The organism is Streptomyces sp. NPDC002386 (genome assembly GCF_053593175.1).
Genome location: NZ_JBSFBX010000013.1, coordinates 24,817 through 38,094, shown reverse-complemented (window position 1 = coordinate 38,094; position 13,278 = coordinate 24,817). Strand labels below are relative to the sequence as shown.

Sequence of the window (13,278 nt, the reverse complement as noted above, 5' to 3'; positions counted from 1 at the left end):
CGGTTTCGGCGAGCCGCTAAACATGTTGGTCGTTGCCCCGGACGCCACGGGGCGACCGGGCGATCACCACCGGGCACGCCCCGCTGCGCAGCGCAGCACGGGCCCTGGTTCCGAAGCCCGCATCGTGACCGGCACCCGGCCGGCGCCTACCAGACGTCCCCCAGGAGTTCCTTTCACATGACCGCGATCACCGCCAACCGCCGCCTTGCCCGCCTGCGCACTCTCGCTCTGACCGGCATCGCCACGACCGGCGCCGCGACCGTGGCCCTCACGCTGATGCCGGCCTCCGCGCAGGCCGCCGAGGCACCGAAGAGCGCCCACAGCGTCTCCGCGTCCTCGCGCGACAGCCACGCCGACGCCAAGGGCTCCACGGGCAGCGCCGGGAACCTCGACGGCTGGATCAAGAAGTCGCTGGCCATCATGAAGGAGAAGGGCATCCCGGGCAGCTACGAGGGCCTGCACCGCAACATCATGCGCGAGTCCAGCGGCAACCCCAACGCCCAGAACAACTGGGACGTCAACGCGCAGAACGGCATCCCGTCCAAGGGCCTGCTCCAGGTGATCGAGCCCACCTTCAAGGCCTACCACGTCGAGGGCACCCCCAATAACATCACCGACCCGGTCGCGAACATCACGGCTGCCGCCAACTACGCCGCTGACCGCTACGGTTCCATCGACAACGTCGACTCCGCGTACTGAGCACCGCTGACGGGCCCAGTCGCCCGGCAACGGGTGTGAAGTCGACCATCGCCCGGCGGTGCCGCCGAGTCCTCCGGCCGGGCGCGACTTCCGTCGCGGACGCCGGAACGGATTCCGGCGCCGCGGCCAGACGGTCCCCCTACACTGGCGCGCATGGCATGCCGCATCAGTGAGCTGGTCCTCGACGCCGCGGATCCCGAGCGGCTCGCCGCGTTCTGGAGCGAGGTGCTCGGCTACGTGGAACTGGGCCGGGAAGACGACGGAAGCATCGAGATCGGGCCGCCCGACGCAGGCTTCGGAGGCCCACAGCCCACCCTCGTCCTCAGCCCCAGCCAAGACCCGCGGACCGGCAAGCTGCCACTGCACATCGACGTGAGCGCGACCGACCGCGACCAGGACGCCGAGCTGGAGCGCTTGCTCGCGCTCGGCGCCGAGCCGGCCGCCGTCGGTCAGACCGGCGCCGAGAGCTGGCACGTACTCGCCGACCCGGAGGGCAACGAATTCTGCCTCCTGCGCAAGCGGATCCAGCCCCTCTGACTCCGTGAGATCCGGCGCCGCGCCGCGTGCCCCGCACCGGCGTCCGGGTCCAGATCCTCGGGACGCGGCTCAGGGCGCCGTGAACAGCGTGGGGAAACGGGGTCCGAGCCAGGGCCGACGGCCCCAGGCGAGGACCTGCCCGCGGGCGATGGCCCGCCACGGACCGACCCGGCCGAGTGCGATGAGCAGGAAGGCGACGGGGTCGAGCAGGATGGTGCAGTCCACCTTCTGCGACGACGTGCCCGGGGTCACCCGCACCGCACCGTCGGCCAGTGACACGCAGAACGTCTCACCCCCACGCAGCCGGATCCGGTAGCGGGCCTCGAGCCCGGCCGTGGCATCGGGATCGGCGACCCGCGGCATGACCGAGAGCATGAACGGCATGCACAGGCTCACCCGGGACGGGTCGACCATGTGCGGACGCTTCAGGGCGCGAGCCAGGTCGTATCCATGGCCGAGCATGTGCGTGAGCAGGTAGGACGCGAGAACGGACCGGCTCATCGGGCCCAGGGGAGTGGCCGGCGCCTGGTCGTCGGCCGCGGAGCGCGGCAGCGCGTCCAGGAACCTCTCGCACTGCTCCGTGATCATCGCAGCGAGCGGCTCCGCCCGGCGCTCCGCGAAGACGGTGAGGGACTCCGCGTTGGCGGCGGCGAGGCTCTGCGGCGTTCCGTCACCGTAGGGGCGCTCCCGCCCGGCCGCCAGGTCGGCCATCAGCTCGTTCGCCACGGCAAGATGCGCGGCGACCTCGCCCACGGTCCACTCCGACCCGGGCACGGCGAGCGCGGTGTCGCCCGCGCTCCGCACCAGCGCGGCTATCTCCTCGGCGGTGCCCAAGATCGCCTGCCGCAGTCCCTCGGGCAAGGTCCACGACCCGTCCTGCCGTTCCGTACCGTGCACGTAGCTCGCTCCACTCGACACCCGCCGGCATGTGGGCGGAGCTGGTACCCAACCAGACCCGCCGACCCACGACAAGTCCCCTCCCCTCCCCTGCCCCGGTCCTGGTGGGCGGCGGTCCCGGCCGCATAACCGGGACGATCGTCCATGGGTTTGCCGCCGACCGGCCCGGGCGGATAAGAAGATCGCATGCTGAGGGGCGACAAGGTCGGGCTCAGGGCCCGGCACGAGGACGACATCCCGGTCCTGCGGGCCGAGCTCTACGACGACGTGGTGAACGCATCGAGGGCGGAAGGCGGGCCCTGGCGGCCGATCACTCCCGGCTCGAAGGACCCGCGGCTCGTGGTGGACGACACGCAGCAGGGCAGCGTGCAGTTCTCCGTGGTGGAGCTGGAGGGCGGCACGCTGGTCGGCACCGCGACACTGTGGGGCATCGACAATCACAACCGGTCCGCGCACATCGGCCTGGGGCTGCTGCCGGCCTGCCGCGGCAAGGGCTACGGCACCGACGTGGTCGCCGTGTTGTCCCACTACGGCATCGTCGTGCGCGGTCTGCAGCAGCTGCAGATCGAGACGTTGTCGGACAACACGGCGATGCTGCGCTCCGCCGAACGCAACGGCTTCGTCCGCGAGGGGGTGCTGCGTTCCTCGGCCTGGGTGATGGGCGAGTTCCTGGACCAGGTGCTGCTCGGACTCCTCGCCCAGGACTGGAAGCCGGACTCCACGGACCGGCCCGCGGTCTGACGAGGCTCGCAAAGCGGCCGGGCCGGGGCTGCCGTCACCTGAGCCGGACGGACTCAGAGCATCAGCAGCAGGCGCGTGTTCGGTACGAGCTTGCGGTTCACGCTGGTGCTCTGCACGAAGATCGTGTAGTCGTCGTTGTGGTCCGGCTTGACGCGGATCTCGACGTCCGGCAGGCCGAGCAGGGCTCGGGCCTCGGGCCCGGTGTACACCCGGTCCGTCTTCTTCTCCAGTACGGCGATCTGCTTCTGCGCCTGGATCTTCTCCGACTTGCTGAGCTGGTAGAAGGCGCCACCGGTGCGGTAGCCGTGCCCGCACTCGAGGACCCACTCCCGGATCCCCGCTTCGCGGGCGACCGGGATCAGCTGGTACTCAGACGGCTTCACCGGGGTGAGGCCGGCCGCCTTGATCGTCTTCCTGTTGACCGTCTGCGCACCCGTGGAGAACACCGACCGCGATCCCCGGATGCCCTGGGAGCGCCCCACCATGAAGTTCTCGGTGGCCTGCTGGATGACCTGTCCGGCCTCCTCGAGGCCCTGTGTGCTCGTGGCGTCCCAGATGGCTATGTTGTCCTTCGGGAAACCGCACTGCATGGCCTCGCGCTTGCCCATCTGGTCGGGCACGAGGACGGCGAGCGTCCAGTTGTCCTGCTGCGTCCGCATCATCTCGGCCACGGCCTGGACCAGTTCACGCGGATCCCTGGAGAAGGCGTCCGGGCAGCGATGGCTCGCGTTCTCCTGCCCGTCGGTGAGAACGAACGTCAGGAAGCTGTGGTCGCCGTACAGTTGGGCCGTCTGCGCCAGCTCCCGCTGTGACTTCAGGGCGGCCGCCAGCAGAGCCGTCATCCCCCCGACCCGGTAGAGCTGCTTCAGCGACGGCATCCGGAGCACGTCCTTGTCGTAGATGACGCACTCCACCTTGTCCGCGAAGACGTACACCGTGACGCGGGTCTCCTGGTCCAGTTCCCTGGAGCGGCGGGCGAGGTAGGCGATCTGCTGATCGGCGACGTCGACGACCTTGCGGCTCAGGTGCGACATGGACGAACTGGCATCCAGCACAAGCGCGACGTGGTTGATGTAGTTCTGGTTTCCGGACATGGCGGCTCCCCCTCGTTCCGACTTGATGCCCCTACCGTCTCACCCGCCACTGACAATCGGACTTGACGCCCGGATCGGGATAAACGGACCAGTCGGCCAGGGAATCTCTCGCCGCCTCGTTACCGCTCAGCTCTCACCCGGCCGCCGGCCGGTGGGGAGGGAACAGGCCGGCGTGCTGCCGGGCAGCCGGTGGCGGTTGCGGGCGACGGCGCGGTAGACGCCGTGGGCGATCCAGCGTGCCGGTGCCGTTCGCAGAACGGCACCCACGACGGCCCAGCCGCCGCGCGCGCTCGACAGCAGTTCGGCGACCGCCTGTGCGCCGCCGTACACCGTTCCGTCGGGGGTGATCCACAGAACCTCGTATGCGGCCCGCTCCTGGGTCACGCCCAGTGCGTCCAGGTCGGCCCGCTGCCGGGCCGCGATGTCGCACCGCGGTCCGATCCACCTCTGTGCGAGGTTCACGCAGGCCGTGCAGAAGCCGCAGTCACGGTCGTACACCAGCACCGGTCGCGTTCGCATGACCTCCATGATGCGCGCTCGCGGTGCCGTCCGGCGGACGTGCAGGTCAGGCGGCCAGCGACTGGGCCCTCTTCCTGATCGCGCGGCGGTCGGCCCGCAACTGCTCCAGGAGGGCGTCGGCGGCGACGAGGGCCTCGTCCACCGACTCGGTGCCGGTGAGGACGCACAGCGTGCCGGAAGTGTCCTCCAGCTCTCGGCTCGAGTGGCCGGTGGGCTGCAGGTCATGGCGGAAGCGCGCGTCGGCGAAGCGGGCCAGCACGGCACGCAGTTCCTTCTCCGCAGGCAACAGCACAGCGACAACCTCTCTCGAAAACGGACCGTCACCCGGTGCCCGTACCAGCCGTGTGCGCACACTCACCCGGCGGCGCCACGTTCGAGGGCAAGCGGTTCCTTGCCCTCGGGGGGTCGTCTGCCCCCGAAGGGTCACCGTATGCACTACTTCCGGCACGCCCTGTCGACGACACCCTGAACTCACCCCGTGTCCAGCGGTCGTTGGCCCGCGAGTTTTGGAACACGCTTTACGCGATACACGCAACTGTGGCCCGCGCCCGCACTGTCTGACAGGGCGTTGGGCCTGTCAGGGCCGAATGACGAGAGAGTGGGGCAGGTCGTGGGACGGGGCAAGGGCGGCATAGGGATCGCGGTCGTGACGGGTGCGATGCTGATGGGCGTGAGCGCCTGTGGCGGAAACGGCAGTGACAAGGCCGGCGGGGACGACGCGAAGGCGCCCGGCAAGCAGAGCGCGAGCGCCTCTCCGTCACCGACGAAGCCCAAGGGGCCGCCGATGCTGCTGGAGACGATCACTCCGCAGACGGGGTCCACGGTCGGCGTGGCCATGCCGATCTCGGTGGTCTTCACGAACCCGGTGGCTCAGAAGGCGCGGGCCACGGTGGAGAAGCACATGAAGGTGAGTGCCTCGCAGCCGGTGGCCGGCGCCTGGCACTGGTTCGGCGACAAGCGTGCCGACTGGCGACCGAAGACGTACTGGCCGTCCGGCACGAAGGTGAAGATCGATGCCGACATGCAGGGCGTCAGCAACGGCAACGGCCGCTACGGCGTGCACGGCTACACGCACAGCTTCACGGTCGGCGACGATGTACGCGCGGATGTGTCGGTGACCGGTCACACCATGAAGGTGACCAGGAACGACAAACTGGTGCGCACCCTGTCGATCAACGCGGGCAGTCCCCAGTACCCGACGTGGAACGGCACGATGGCCGTCATCGACAAGCAGGAGAAGGTCCACATGACCTCCTGCAGCGTCGGCATCAGCTGTGACAAGGGAAGTGCCAACTACTACGACCTGACGCTGCCGTGGGACGTCCACCTCACCCAGTCGGGCACGTACGTGCACTATTCGACCGGTGACCCCAACCCGGGCAGCGGCAGCGCGCGCGGCTCGCACGGCTGCGTCCACCTGTCGATGTCGGACGCCAAGTGGTTCTACGGCCAGGTCAAGCAGGGCGACCCGGTCACCATCACCGGCTCGTCCCGTGCCAAGGCCCCGGCGGACAACGGCTACGCCGACTTCAACCTGGGCTGGGACCAGTGGCTCACGGGCAGCGCGTCCGGTGAGGGGACGACCGCGACCCTGTGAGGCACCGCGGGCGAAGCGGTGTCCGCCGTCGAGAGCAACGCTCCACCGCCCGCGCCAATGGCACCGAACGGCGATCGGCTCCCTCCCGTCCTGGGAGGGAGCCGATTCGCTGTGTCCGGCCGAGCGGTGTCACGCGTGTCGGTGCGAGCGCCGGTTGCCGGTGACGAGGCGGTACAGCACGAGCAGGATGAGGGAGCCGACGACCGCCGCGATCCAGGTCGAGAGGTCGAAGAATCCGTCGATGGAGTCGACCCCGAAGATGACCTTGCCGAGCCAGCCGCCCAGCAGACCGCCGACGATGCCGATGAGCATGGTGACGATGATGCCCCCGGGGTCCTTGCCCGGCATCAGTGCCTTGGCGATGGCGCCGGCGAGCAGGCCGATGATGATCCAAGCGATGATGCCCATGTACGTCTCCGCTTCGTCGCATAAAGAACTTGTTAGTTCATCGTGTGTTCCGTATGCGTCCGAACAAACGTCCTCGATGTGCATGAGCTCGTCGTGGTTCCGGCCTGCCCGGAACAGAGGCGTGACGGGGTGTCTCCCGAAGCGGGCGTGGATGTGACACCCTTCCAGGACAGCCAGCCTGGTCTGGTGGGAGACCCCGCGCCGCCGTACGGCGACCGAAACCGAGTGGCCGATGGATGGTGCGGGTGGTCTCGCTCGGCTGTGAGCGGTCCGAACCGCGCGCTTGACGGCCTACTTCCGGCAGTGGGAGCCGACCGTGATGGGCTTTGATCCCGAACGGTGGATCGACCATGCCGTCCTTCGACGTACACGTCAGCAATCAACGCAACCGCACCATGATCACTGTGGCGGGCGAACTGGACTTCGACACCTGCCCGAGGATCACCCGGGTCACCGACACCATGAGCATCCGTGACCGCGTCCTCTGTCTGGACCTGGCCGGTGTGTCGTTCATGGACGCCAGCGGCCTGGGCCTGCTGCAGAGCCTGCTCCAGGACACCGAGGCGGAAGGCGGAACACTGGAACTGTCCGGCCTCCAGGACCAGCCGCGCCGCGTCCTGGAACTCACCGGCACCGACGCCCGACGCCACGTACGCGCCGGGCCCGGTACCACGCTCGGGTCGTGAGGCCGGGCCGGGCGTCGTGGTCAAGTCACCCGCTCCCGGGCCGCGTTGTGGCGGCGGGAGGGTCCGGTGGTCACGGCGTCCCGGCCGGGGTCGCCGGCGGCCTGCGCCGAGACAGGCGCTGCGGTCCTACTCGACGGCCGCTTCCGGCTCCCGCCCGAGGTGACGCAGTGTCGTGTGGATGTCAGGGGCCTGGAATCGGACAGGTGGGAGGGGGAGGGCAGCCGGGTGCTCGCCCTCTCTCCCGTGATCGTCACGTCGTGAGATTCGCACTGCCCGGATGAACGGATTCCTCGGATGGCCGGTCCTGGGCGTCTCGCCCACCCGCGCGATCCATCTCGCGCCATTCCGGCCGCAGCCCTGTCAGGTTCGTCGTGAGGAAGTACGCGGCCCCGCCGGCCAGCAGCACGGGCGCGAGTCCGAGGGAGGCCACCGCGGTCCCGGTGATCAGTCCGCCGAGGGGGATACCGGCCCAGGCCAGAGAGTCACCCAGTGCGCTGACTCGGCCCAGCATCCGGCGCGGCACCCGTTCAAGGAGGACGGCACCCAGCACCGGGTTCAGGAATCCGGCCCCGAAACCACTGACGGCGAACACCGCCAGTACCGCTCCCATGGGCGCACCGGAGGCGAGGATCAGGAATCTCGGCGCCCCGGCCAGCAGGAACCCGGTGAAGAACACCACCCGGCGCCGCAGCCGGTGCGCGGCCAACGCGGCGATCAGACTCCCCGCGACCGCCGCGGCCCCCATCACGCTGCCCGTCAGGCCGATCGCAGCCGGACCGTTGCCGGACTCCTTCGCCCAGACGGGCATGAGCACCGTGCTGAAGCCCGCGTCCAGCAGGTTGGTGATCCCGACCATCACGATGACGCTCAGCAGCAACGGTTCGCCACGCAGGAAGGTGAAGCCCTCGCCGAATCGGCGCCAGTAACCCCCTCCGGTCTCCCCGTCCTGGTCGGCCCGGGAACCGGATTCGTCGACCGCATGCCCCATCCCATGAGGCAGCGCCACTCCGATGATCACTGATCCGAGAGCGAAGCAGACCGCGTTGACGACAAGTCCTGTCAGCGGGCCGAGCAACGCCACGAGGGCCCCGCCGGCCGCCGGGCCCATGGTGGATGCGAGCCGCTCGATCACACCGGACAGACCGGTGGCCCGCTCCAGCGGGACGCCGCCGCGCTCGGCCGCCTCCGGGACCATGACCTCCTTGGCCAGGTCGCCGGGGCCGCGCACAGCGCCGATCAGCGCGACCAGGGCCAGCAGCAGTGGAAAGGACAGCAGGTCCAAGGCGTGGAGCGAGGGGACTGCCGCGGCGGCGGTTGCGCTGGCCAGATCAGTGGTCCAGGAAACGGCCCGCGGGCCGATCCGGTCCACCAGCGGCCCGGTGAACGCCTTGACCGCGACGTAGGGGGTCATCTCGCAGAAGGCGACCAGTCCGGTTTGTGTGGCGCTGCCGGTCGTGACGAGCACGAACCAGGGCAACGCGACGGCGGAGACCCGAGTCCCCGTCAGGGACACGGCCATGGCCGCCAGGACCCCGCTCAGCGGGCGTAACGACCGTTCACGGGGTATGCCGCCGCCGGGGGTGCCCTCCGTCATGACGGCTCCGTTCCGGTCGCCTTCCGAGGACCGGCAGGGGCCGCCGACGCGGCGGACGTGTCCGGTTCAGGCAGCAGATGCGCGATGACGGTGACCCGCTCGGCTCCCTCCGGCGCCGTGACCGCGGACTCCGGGGTGTCTCTCCGGTAGCGGGCGACGACGGCCCGCAACTCCAGGCGCAGGGCAGCGGTCTCCTCAGGCGTGAGCCGCAGGGCCCAGTCGCTCATCTCGAAGGTGCCCCGCCACGCGCGGGGCATCGTCTGCAGCTCGTTGACTGCTCGCTGCGCGCGCAAGGTGTAGGTGGCGGCCACGGATTGCAGGTAGGCCAGTGCCGCCTCGGGCTCCCGCTCGGCCAGTTCCGGGTCGTTGAGCTCCGTCATCTGGTGCAACGAGCGCCACCAGCGCTCTCGCGCGTTGCCGCGTTCCGTGTCTTCCTCGACGAAACCGGCCGCGCCGAGCTGGCGCAGGTGGTAACTGGCCGTGCCGGAGTTCACGCCGAGCCGCTCCGCGAGGCGGGTGGCGGTCGACGGGCCGTGCTTCCGCAACAGCCCGACCAGTTGTACCCGCACCGGGTGCGCCAGGGCGCGCAGGCCCTTGGCGTCGAGAACGATCGAGTCCGCCTCGATCTCCGGGCCATCCGGCCCCATACCTGTGTCCGTCATGTCGCGCACTCTAGACCCCGAAGAGTTCTTCGCAAAGACTCCTTCGCGAAGAACTCTTCGGGGTTCTGCTGGGCGGGGGTGTCGAGCGTCCTCTGACCTCGCAACTCTTGTGCAGAACTGTGTAATTCACGTGGATGTCGCAGAAGTGGTGCTCACCGCATCGCGATGCCGAGATGGGCCGAGATGTCAGGAAGCCGCCGAAACGCGAAGCTCGCTGACGTCCGCGGCGGGGGAGTACTCACCAACCGCGTCGAATGCGACTCGAACCGCGTCCCAGGCTCCCCGGGACGGGCAGCTCACTTACTGTCGCCGGGTATCACCTGGTGCTCGTCCCGGTGTGCCCCGCAGGGCGTGCCGAACAGGTCGGCCCGGCAGGCGCCGGGGCCCTCGTAGGCGTGATGCCCGATCGTGCCGACGTCGATGGCGGTCTGCCCGGCCAGCGGAGGCGGAGTCGGCTGACGTTGACGGGTCTCGAGAGCCTCCAGACGGCCCACGATCTCGTGCCGAGACACCCGACCCCTCATGGCTTGCGCTCCTTCGCTCTGACCTCGACGCCTTACACCGGCCCCAGTTCGTGGGGCACAGCGGTCAAGCCTTGCAGTGATATACGAGGATCTTCCCCCAGGAGTAGGGGAGCACGCTTCGCGTGAGCGGTGCGTCCGTGCTCCACTCGCCGACCACCGGCAACGAGGTCGCGCCGGGCAGCGCCTTGCACCCACACGGTCGGCCCGCTCCCGTTCGTCAGGTACCTGACCGATCATGGAGCCATGGTGTCGAGCATCGTCGCCCACCGGGTCAAGTTGACCGCCGGCGCATGGGCGATCGGCCGCTGACACGGCTGCGTGTCCTGCTGCGACGGGTGCGCAGCGCCAGTAGCAGGCACACCGTGGTCGCGGCGATGGCGAGTGAGGCGGGCAGGCGTGCCCATGAGGTGCCCGCGATGGGTGCCTGTGCGGCCAGCAGTACCACTGCGGTTGCGGCGGCGGCCGCCAGTGCGGGTGTCGCCTGCGGGCGGCCGGGCGGGGCGGTGATGCCGGCCGTCCACGCGTCGGTGACGAGCAGGTAGGCGAGCAGCAGGGCGGCGATGCAGACGGCCAGCCAGAGCGCGGGCCCGGTGGTCGAGGCGACCGCGATCGCCGCGGCGGGCAGCACGGTGGTCCTGTGGCGGGCCACGAGGGTCCGCCAGTGCGTGGAGGTCTGGACCGGGCGCGCGTCGACCATCGGAGCGGCCCACCACGCGGCCGTCGCAGCCCCCAGGACCAGCATCTTGACCGGCACTGCTGCGTGCAGGGCGGCCGGGGGGTCGCAGGCGGCGACGGCCAGGGCCGTTCCGAGCAGGCGGTCGGTGATGCGGGAGGTGAGACGTACGAGGACCAGGACGGCTCGGCTCGCGGCCGGGCGCGAGCCCGACCGCGCGGTCCGGGTGGGGATGGTGGTCATCGCGTCCCCCCGTGAATGCGGGTGCGCAGCAGCGGCGCAAGGGCGAGGTCGAGGGTCTCGCCGGGCCGGTGTGCGACGACCGCGACGCCGCGCTCCACCAAGGCGAAGCGCATGGCGTCGCGGTCGGCCCGCCACAGCCGCAGCGCGAGTTCGCCTTCGGTGTCGCCAGGTTCCAGGACCGGCTCGCCACTGGGGATCTCGACCACGACCATCGGGTTGGCCCGTCCGCCCACCTGGTGCAGGATGTCGAAGATCCGCTGGTCGGTCAGCGGCGTGATGACGTACACCAGCGCTCCTTCGGGCAACGCGGGCGGGGGGAGCAGGCTGAGGCCCTCCGTGCGGTACCCACGGTCCTTGCGGACCTCCAGCACACTCTCGACGACGCGGTAGAAGTACCCCTGTCCGTTGCCCGGTTGCAGCCAGCGGGTCGCGCCACCGACCGACACCACGCCGACCCGGTCGTGGGTGCGCAGGTAGGCGCGGACCAGTCCGGCAGCGGCCCGGAAGGTCTCGTCGAGCGAGGACGTGCCGGTGACCGGGTCGACCACGTCGGACAGCACGTCCAGCAGCACCACGGTGTCGGCGGCGCGCTCCGCGGCGAACTGGTGGACCTGCAAGGTGCCGCGGCGGGTCGTGGCCGGCCAGTGGATCCGCCGCTGCCGTTCGCCACGCACGTACGGGTGCACGCCGGTGACCTCGACGCCCTCACCGCGCTGCCTGGCGGTGTGCTCGCCGAGCCGTTGCGGCAGCCGGACCGGGATGGGCGTGAGGCCGGCGTGCTCGGGCAGCGGGAAGACGGCGACCTCACCGAGTTCCGCCCGGACGGTGCGCCGGGCCAGTCCGCCGCCGTCATAGATGTCGACGTCCACCGTGCCGAGCGTCCAGCGGCCCCAACGCCGCGCGGTCAGGACGAGATCGACGCGGTGCGCGCCGACCGCGAGGTGGTCGAGCCGGACCCCGTGACCGAGGGTGACGCCGGGGTCCAGACGGCCGGCCTCACCGTCGTACGACACCGTGATCCGCACCTTCACCTGCTCGCCTTCGAAGCATCTGCGCGGCTCCACCTCGGCCTCGGCCGTCACCGCCGCCGGGCGCTGCCCGCTCGGCAGGGCCAGCGCGAGCAGAACCAGGGGCGCGGCGGCCAGGGCGAGTACCCAGGCGTGCCCGGTGATCAGCGCGGCGGTCAGCGCGACGACGGCCAACGTCCCCAGCCGGAGGGCGCGTTCACTTGCACGCCAGCCGGGTGGCGGCGGTGGTGAGGGTTGCGCGGTCACGTCGTCGGCCCCGTTCAGGGCCCGTCGGACGGCGGCGGTCCCTCTGTCGGTCGGCACGGGCTCCGTCATGATGCGATCGGCGTGCGCGGCAAGGTCTGCGGGGCGTGCACGGACTGCACGATCTCGCGCATCACGTCGTCGCCGTCGATCTGCCGGACCCACAGCTCGGGTTTGAGGGTGACGCGGTGTGCGAGGGCCGGCACGGCCACGGACTTGACGTCCTCCGGGGTCACGTAGTCCCGCAGGTCCAGGACCGCACGGGCGCGGGCGAGCTGTACCAGGGCCAGACCGCCGCGCGGCGATGCCCCTACCTGGACATGCGGGTGGTTCCGGGTGGCTCGGACCAGCGCGACGGCGTACTCCAGCAGGTCGTCGTCCACCTCGACGCTTTCGACGGCGGCCCGCATGGCCTGCACCTCGCCGGGACCGCTGAGCGTGCGCAGCACGGCCTCGGGCGCCGCCCGATCGACACGCGCGCGCAGCATGCCCACCTCCTCCGACGCCTCCGGATAGCCCATACGAACCCGCAGCAGGAACCGATCGAGCTGGGCTTCGGGCAGCGAGTAAGTGCCTTCGTACTCGATGGGGTTGGCGGTGGCGACGACCACGAAGGGCTTCGGCAGCGGCCTGGTGTTCCCGTCGACGGACACCTGGGACTCGGCCATCGCCTCCAGCAGCGCGGCCTGGGTCTTGGGCGGGGTGCGGTTGATCTCGTCAGCGAGCAGCAGGTGGGTGAAGACCGGTCCGGGCCGGAAGACCATGTCGGCGGTCCGTTGGTCGTAGAACGGAGCTCCGGTGACGTCGGAGGGCAGCAGGTCCGGGGTGAACTGGACACGGTGGAAGTCCAGGCCGAGCGTGGTGGCGAAGGAGCGTGCCAGCAGCGTCTTCCCGAGTCCCGGCAGGTCTTCGATGAGGACGTGGCCGCCGGCGAGGATGCCGAGCATCACCAGCGCCAGCGGCTCCGCCTTGCCGACCACGGCCGTGCCGATCTCTTCGAGCACGGACGCGGCCCTTTCGCCCGCCTGCCGGGGAGTCAAGGTGGTTGCGTCCGGTATGGGTTGCGCGCTGGTCACGTCGGTTCCTCACAAGGCGGGGGTCGGGATGCGCGGGCTGGGGACGGCGGCCGCAGC

The 13,278-nt window shown here is 70.3% G+C and carries 16 protein-coding genes; 5 read left to right on the top strand and 11 right to left on the bottom strand.

Annotated elements, in window-relative coordinates; all coding sequences use genetic code 11:
• The first annotated feature begins 177 nt into the window (after positions 1-177).
• Together ACWCPN_RS24910 and ACWCPN_RS24905 are read left to right on the top strand one after the other, a co-directional pair.
• Entirely contained in the window at positions 178-699 is a 522-nt protein-coding gene (locus tag ACWCPN_RS24910) for a transglycosylase SLT domain-containing protein (protein ID WP_365128496.1), read from the top strand.
• 153 nt (positions 700-852) lie between these two features.
• Complete coding sequence (locus ACWCPN_RS24905) at positions 853-1,236, top strand: VOC family protein (protein ID WP_451210072.1); 384 nt, start codon at positions 853-855, stop codon at positions 1,234-1,236.
• 69 nt (positions 1,237-1,305) lie between these two features.
• Here the strand turns inward: ACWCPN_RS24905 and ACWCPN_RS24900 are convergent, their stop codons facing one another.
• On the bottom strand, positions 1,306-2,133 hold the full coding sequence (locus tag ACWCPN_RS24900; protein WP_451210069.1) for a maleylpyruvate isomerase family mycothiol-dependent enzyme: 828 nt from the start codon (positions 2,131-2,133) through the stop codon (positions 1,306-1,308).
• A 186-nt stretch (positions 2,134-2,319) separates the two neighbouring features.
• On the opposite strand from ACWCPN_RS24900, the gene ACWCPN_RS24895 reads away from it, so the two are divergent.
• On the top strand, positions 2,320-2,874 hold the full coding sequence (locus ACWCPN_RS24895; RefSeq protein WP_451210066.1) for a GNAT family N-acetyltransferase: 555 nt from the start codon (positions 2,320-2,322) through the stop codon (positions 2,872-2,874).
• A gap of 53 nt (positions 2,875-2,927) precedes the next feature.
• On the opposite strand, the gene ACWCPN_RS24890 is transcribed toward ACWCPN_RS24895, so the two are convergent.
• The 3 genes from ACWCPN_RS24890 to ACWCPN_RS24880 form a co-directional block, all read right to left on the bottom strand.
• A complete protein-coding gene (locus tag ACWCPN_RS24890) occupies positions 2,928-3,968 on the bottom strand; it encodes a vWA domain-containing protein (RefSeq protein WP_451210063.1) in 1,041 nt (346 codons plus the stop codon).
• Positions 3,969-4,094: 126 nt separating this feature from the next.
• Complete coding sequence (locus ACWCPN_RS24885; protein ID WP_451210060.1) at positions 4,095-4,487, bottom strand: thiol-disulfide oxidoreductase DCC family protein; 393 nt, start codon at positions 4,485-4,487, stop codon at positions 4,095-4,097.
• 46 nt (positions 4,488-4,533) lie between these two features.
• Positions 4,534-4,779, bottom strand: a complete 246-nt coding sequence (locus ACWCPN_RS24880; RefSeq protein WP_451210057.1) for a DUF5133 domain-containing protein — start codon at positions 4,777-4,779, stop codon at positions 4,534-4,536.
• 366 nt (positions 4,780-5,145) lie between these two features.
• Here ACWCPN_RS24880 and ACWCPN_RS24875 point away from each other — a divergent pair, with 366 nt between their 5' ends.
• Positions 5,146-6,084: a L,D-transpeptidase gene (locus ACWCPN_RS24875; RefSeq protein ID WP_451210531.1), complete on the top strand. Its 939-nt coding sequence runs from the start codon at positions 5,146-5,148 to the stop codon at positions 6,082-6,084.
• Between the two features lie 129 nt (positions 6,085-6,213).
• Here ACWCPN_RS24875 and ACWCPN_RS24870 read toward each other — a convergent pair whose 3' ends face one another.
• Positions 6,214-6,492 carry a GlsB/YeaQ/YmgE family stress response membrane protein gene (locus ACWCPN_RS24870; protein WP_365128505.1) on the bottom strand — a complete coding sequence of 93 codons (279 nt, stop codon included), beginning with the start codon at positions 6,490-6,492 and terminating at the stop codon, positions 6,214-6,216.
• A gap of 350 nt (positions 6,493-6,842) precedes the next feature.
• Between ACWCPN_RS24870 and ACWCPN_RS24865 the strand changes: the two genes are divergently transcribed.
• Positions 6,843-7,178: an STAS domain-containing protein gene (locus ACWCPN_RS24865; RefSeq protein ID WP_451210053.1), complete on the top strand. Its 336-nt coding sequence runs from the start codon at positions 6,843-6,845 to the stop codon at positions 7,176-7,178.
• Positions 7,179-7,428: 250 nt separating this feature from the next.
• Here the strand turns inward: ACWCPN_RS24865 and ACWCPN_RS24860 are convergent, their stop codons facing one another.
• The 6 genes from ACWCPN_RS24860 to ACWCPN_RS24835 form a co-directional block, all read right to left on the bottom strand.
• Complete coding sequence (locus tag ACWCPN_RS24860; protein WP_451210050.1) at positions 7,429-8,772, bottom strand: MFS transporter; 1,344 nt, start codon at positions 8,770-8,772, stop codon at positions 7,429-7,431.
• Positions 8,769-9,434, bottom strand: coding sequence for an ArsR/SmtB family transcription factor (locus ACWCPN_RS24855; RefSeq protein WP_451210047.1), 666 nt, complete (start codon positions 9,432-9,434; stop codon positions 8,769-8,771). The genes ACWCPN_RS24860 and ACWCPN_RS24855 overlap by 4 nt, the downstream gene beginning before the upstream one ends.
• 296 nt (positions 9,435-9,730) lie before the next feature.
• Positions 9,731-9,958, bottom strand: coding sequence for a hypothetical protein (locus ACWCPN_RS24850; RefSeq protein ID WP_451210044.1), 228 nt, complete (start codon positions 9,956-9,958; stop codon positions 9,731-9,733).
• Between the two features lie 271 nt (positions 9,959-10,229).
• Positions 10,230-10,874 carry a hypothetical protein gene (locus ACWCPN_RS24845; RefSeq protein WP_451210041.1) on the bottom strand — a complete coding sequence of 215 codons (645 nt, stop codon included), beginning with the start codon at positions 10,872-10,874 and terminating at the stop codon, positions 10,230-10,232.
• The gene (locus ACWCPN_RS24840) at positions 10,871-12,217 is read right to left on the bottom strand and encodes a DUF58 domain-containing protein (protein ID WP_451210038.1); all 1,347 of its coding nucleotides are present in this window, start codon (positions 12,215-12,217) and stop codon (positions 10,871-10,873) included. The genes ACWCPN_RS24845 and ACWCPN_RS24840 overlap by 4 nt, the downstream gene beginning before the upstream one ends.
• Positions 12,214-13,221, bottom strand: coding sequence for an AAA family ATPase (locus ACWCPN_RS24835; protein WP_451210035.1), 1,008 nt, complete (start codon positions 13,219-13,221; stop codon positions 12,214-12,216). Before ACWCPN_RS24835 ends, ACWCPN_RS24840 begins: the two co-directional genes overlap by 4 nt.
• Between the last annotated feature and the right edge of the window lie 57 nt (positions 13,222-13,278).

Bases quoted from the DNA above. Each gene is read 5' to 3' on its own strand.
- ACWCPN_RS24910 (WP_365128496.1), top strand. From the start codon at position 178: ATGACCGCGATCACCGCCAACCGCCGCCTTGCCCGCCTGCGCACTCTC.
- ACWCPN_RS24905 (WP_451210072.1), top strand. From the start codon at position 853: ATGGCATGCCGCATCAGTGAGCTGGTCCTCGACGCCGCGGATCCCGAG.
- ACWCPN_RS24895 (WP_451210066.1), top strand. From the start codon at position 2,320: ATGCTGAGGGGCGACAAGGTCGGGCTCAGGGCCCGGCACGAGGACGAC.
- ACWCPN_RS24890 (WP_451210063.1), bottom strand. From the start codon at position 3,968: ATGTCCGGAAACCAGAACTACATCAACCACGTCGCGCTTGTGCTGGAT.
- ACWCPN_RS24885 (WP_451210060.1), bottom strand. From the start codon at position 4,487: ATGCGAACGCGACCGGTGCTGGTGTACGACCGTGACTGCGGCTTCTGC.
- ACWCPN_RS24875 (WP_451210531.1), top strand. From the start codon at position 5,146: ATGCTGATGGGCGTGAGCGCCTGTGGCGGAAACGGCAGTGACAAGGCC.
- ACWCPN_RS24870 (WP_365128505.1), bottom strand. From the start codon at position 6,492: ATGGGCATCATCGCTTGGATCATCATCGGCCTGCTCGCCGGCGCCATC.
- ACWCPN_RS24865 (WP_451210053.1), top strand. From the start codon at position 6,843: ATGCCGTCCTTCGACGTACACGTCAGCAATCAACGCAACCGCACCATG.
- ACWCPN_RS24860 (WP_451210050.1), bottom strand. From the start codon at position 8,772: ATGACGGAGGGCACCCCCGGCGGCGGCATACCCCGTGAACGGTCGTTA.
- ACWCPN_RS24855 (WP_451210047.1), bottom strand. From the start codon at position 9,434: ATGACGGACACAGGTATGGGGCCGGATGGCCCGGAGATCGAGGCGGAC.
- ACWCPN_RS24850 (WP_451210044.1), bottom strand. From the start codon at position 9,958: ATGAGGGGTCGGGTGTCTCGGCACGAGATCGTGGGCCGTCTGGAGGCT.
- ACWCPN_RS24845 (WP_451210041.1), bottom strand. From the start codon at position 10,874: ATGACCACCATCCCCACCCGGACCGCGCGGTCGGGCTCGCGCCCGGCC.
- ACWCPN_RS24840 (WP_451210038.1), bottom strand. From the start codon at position 12,217: ATGACGGAGCCCGTGCCGACCGACAGAGGGACCGCCGCCGTCCGACGG.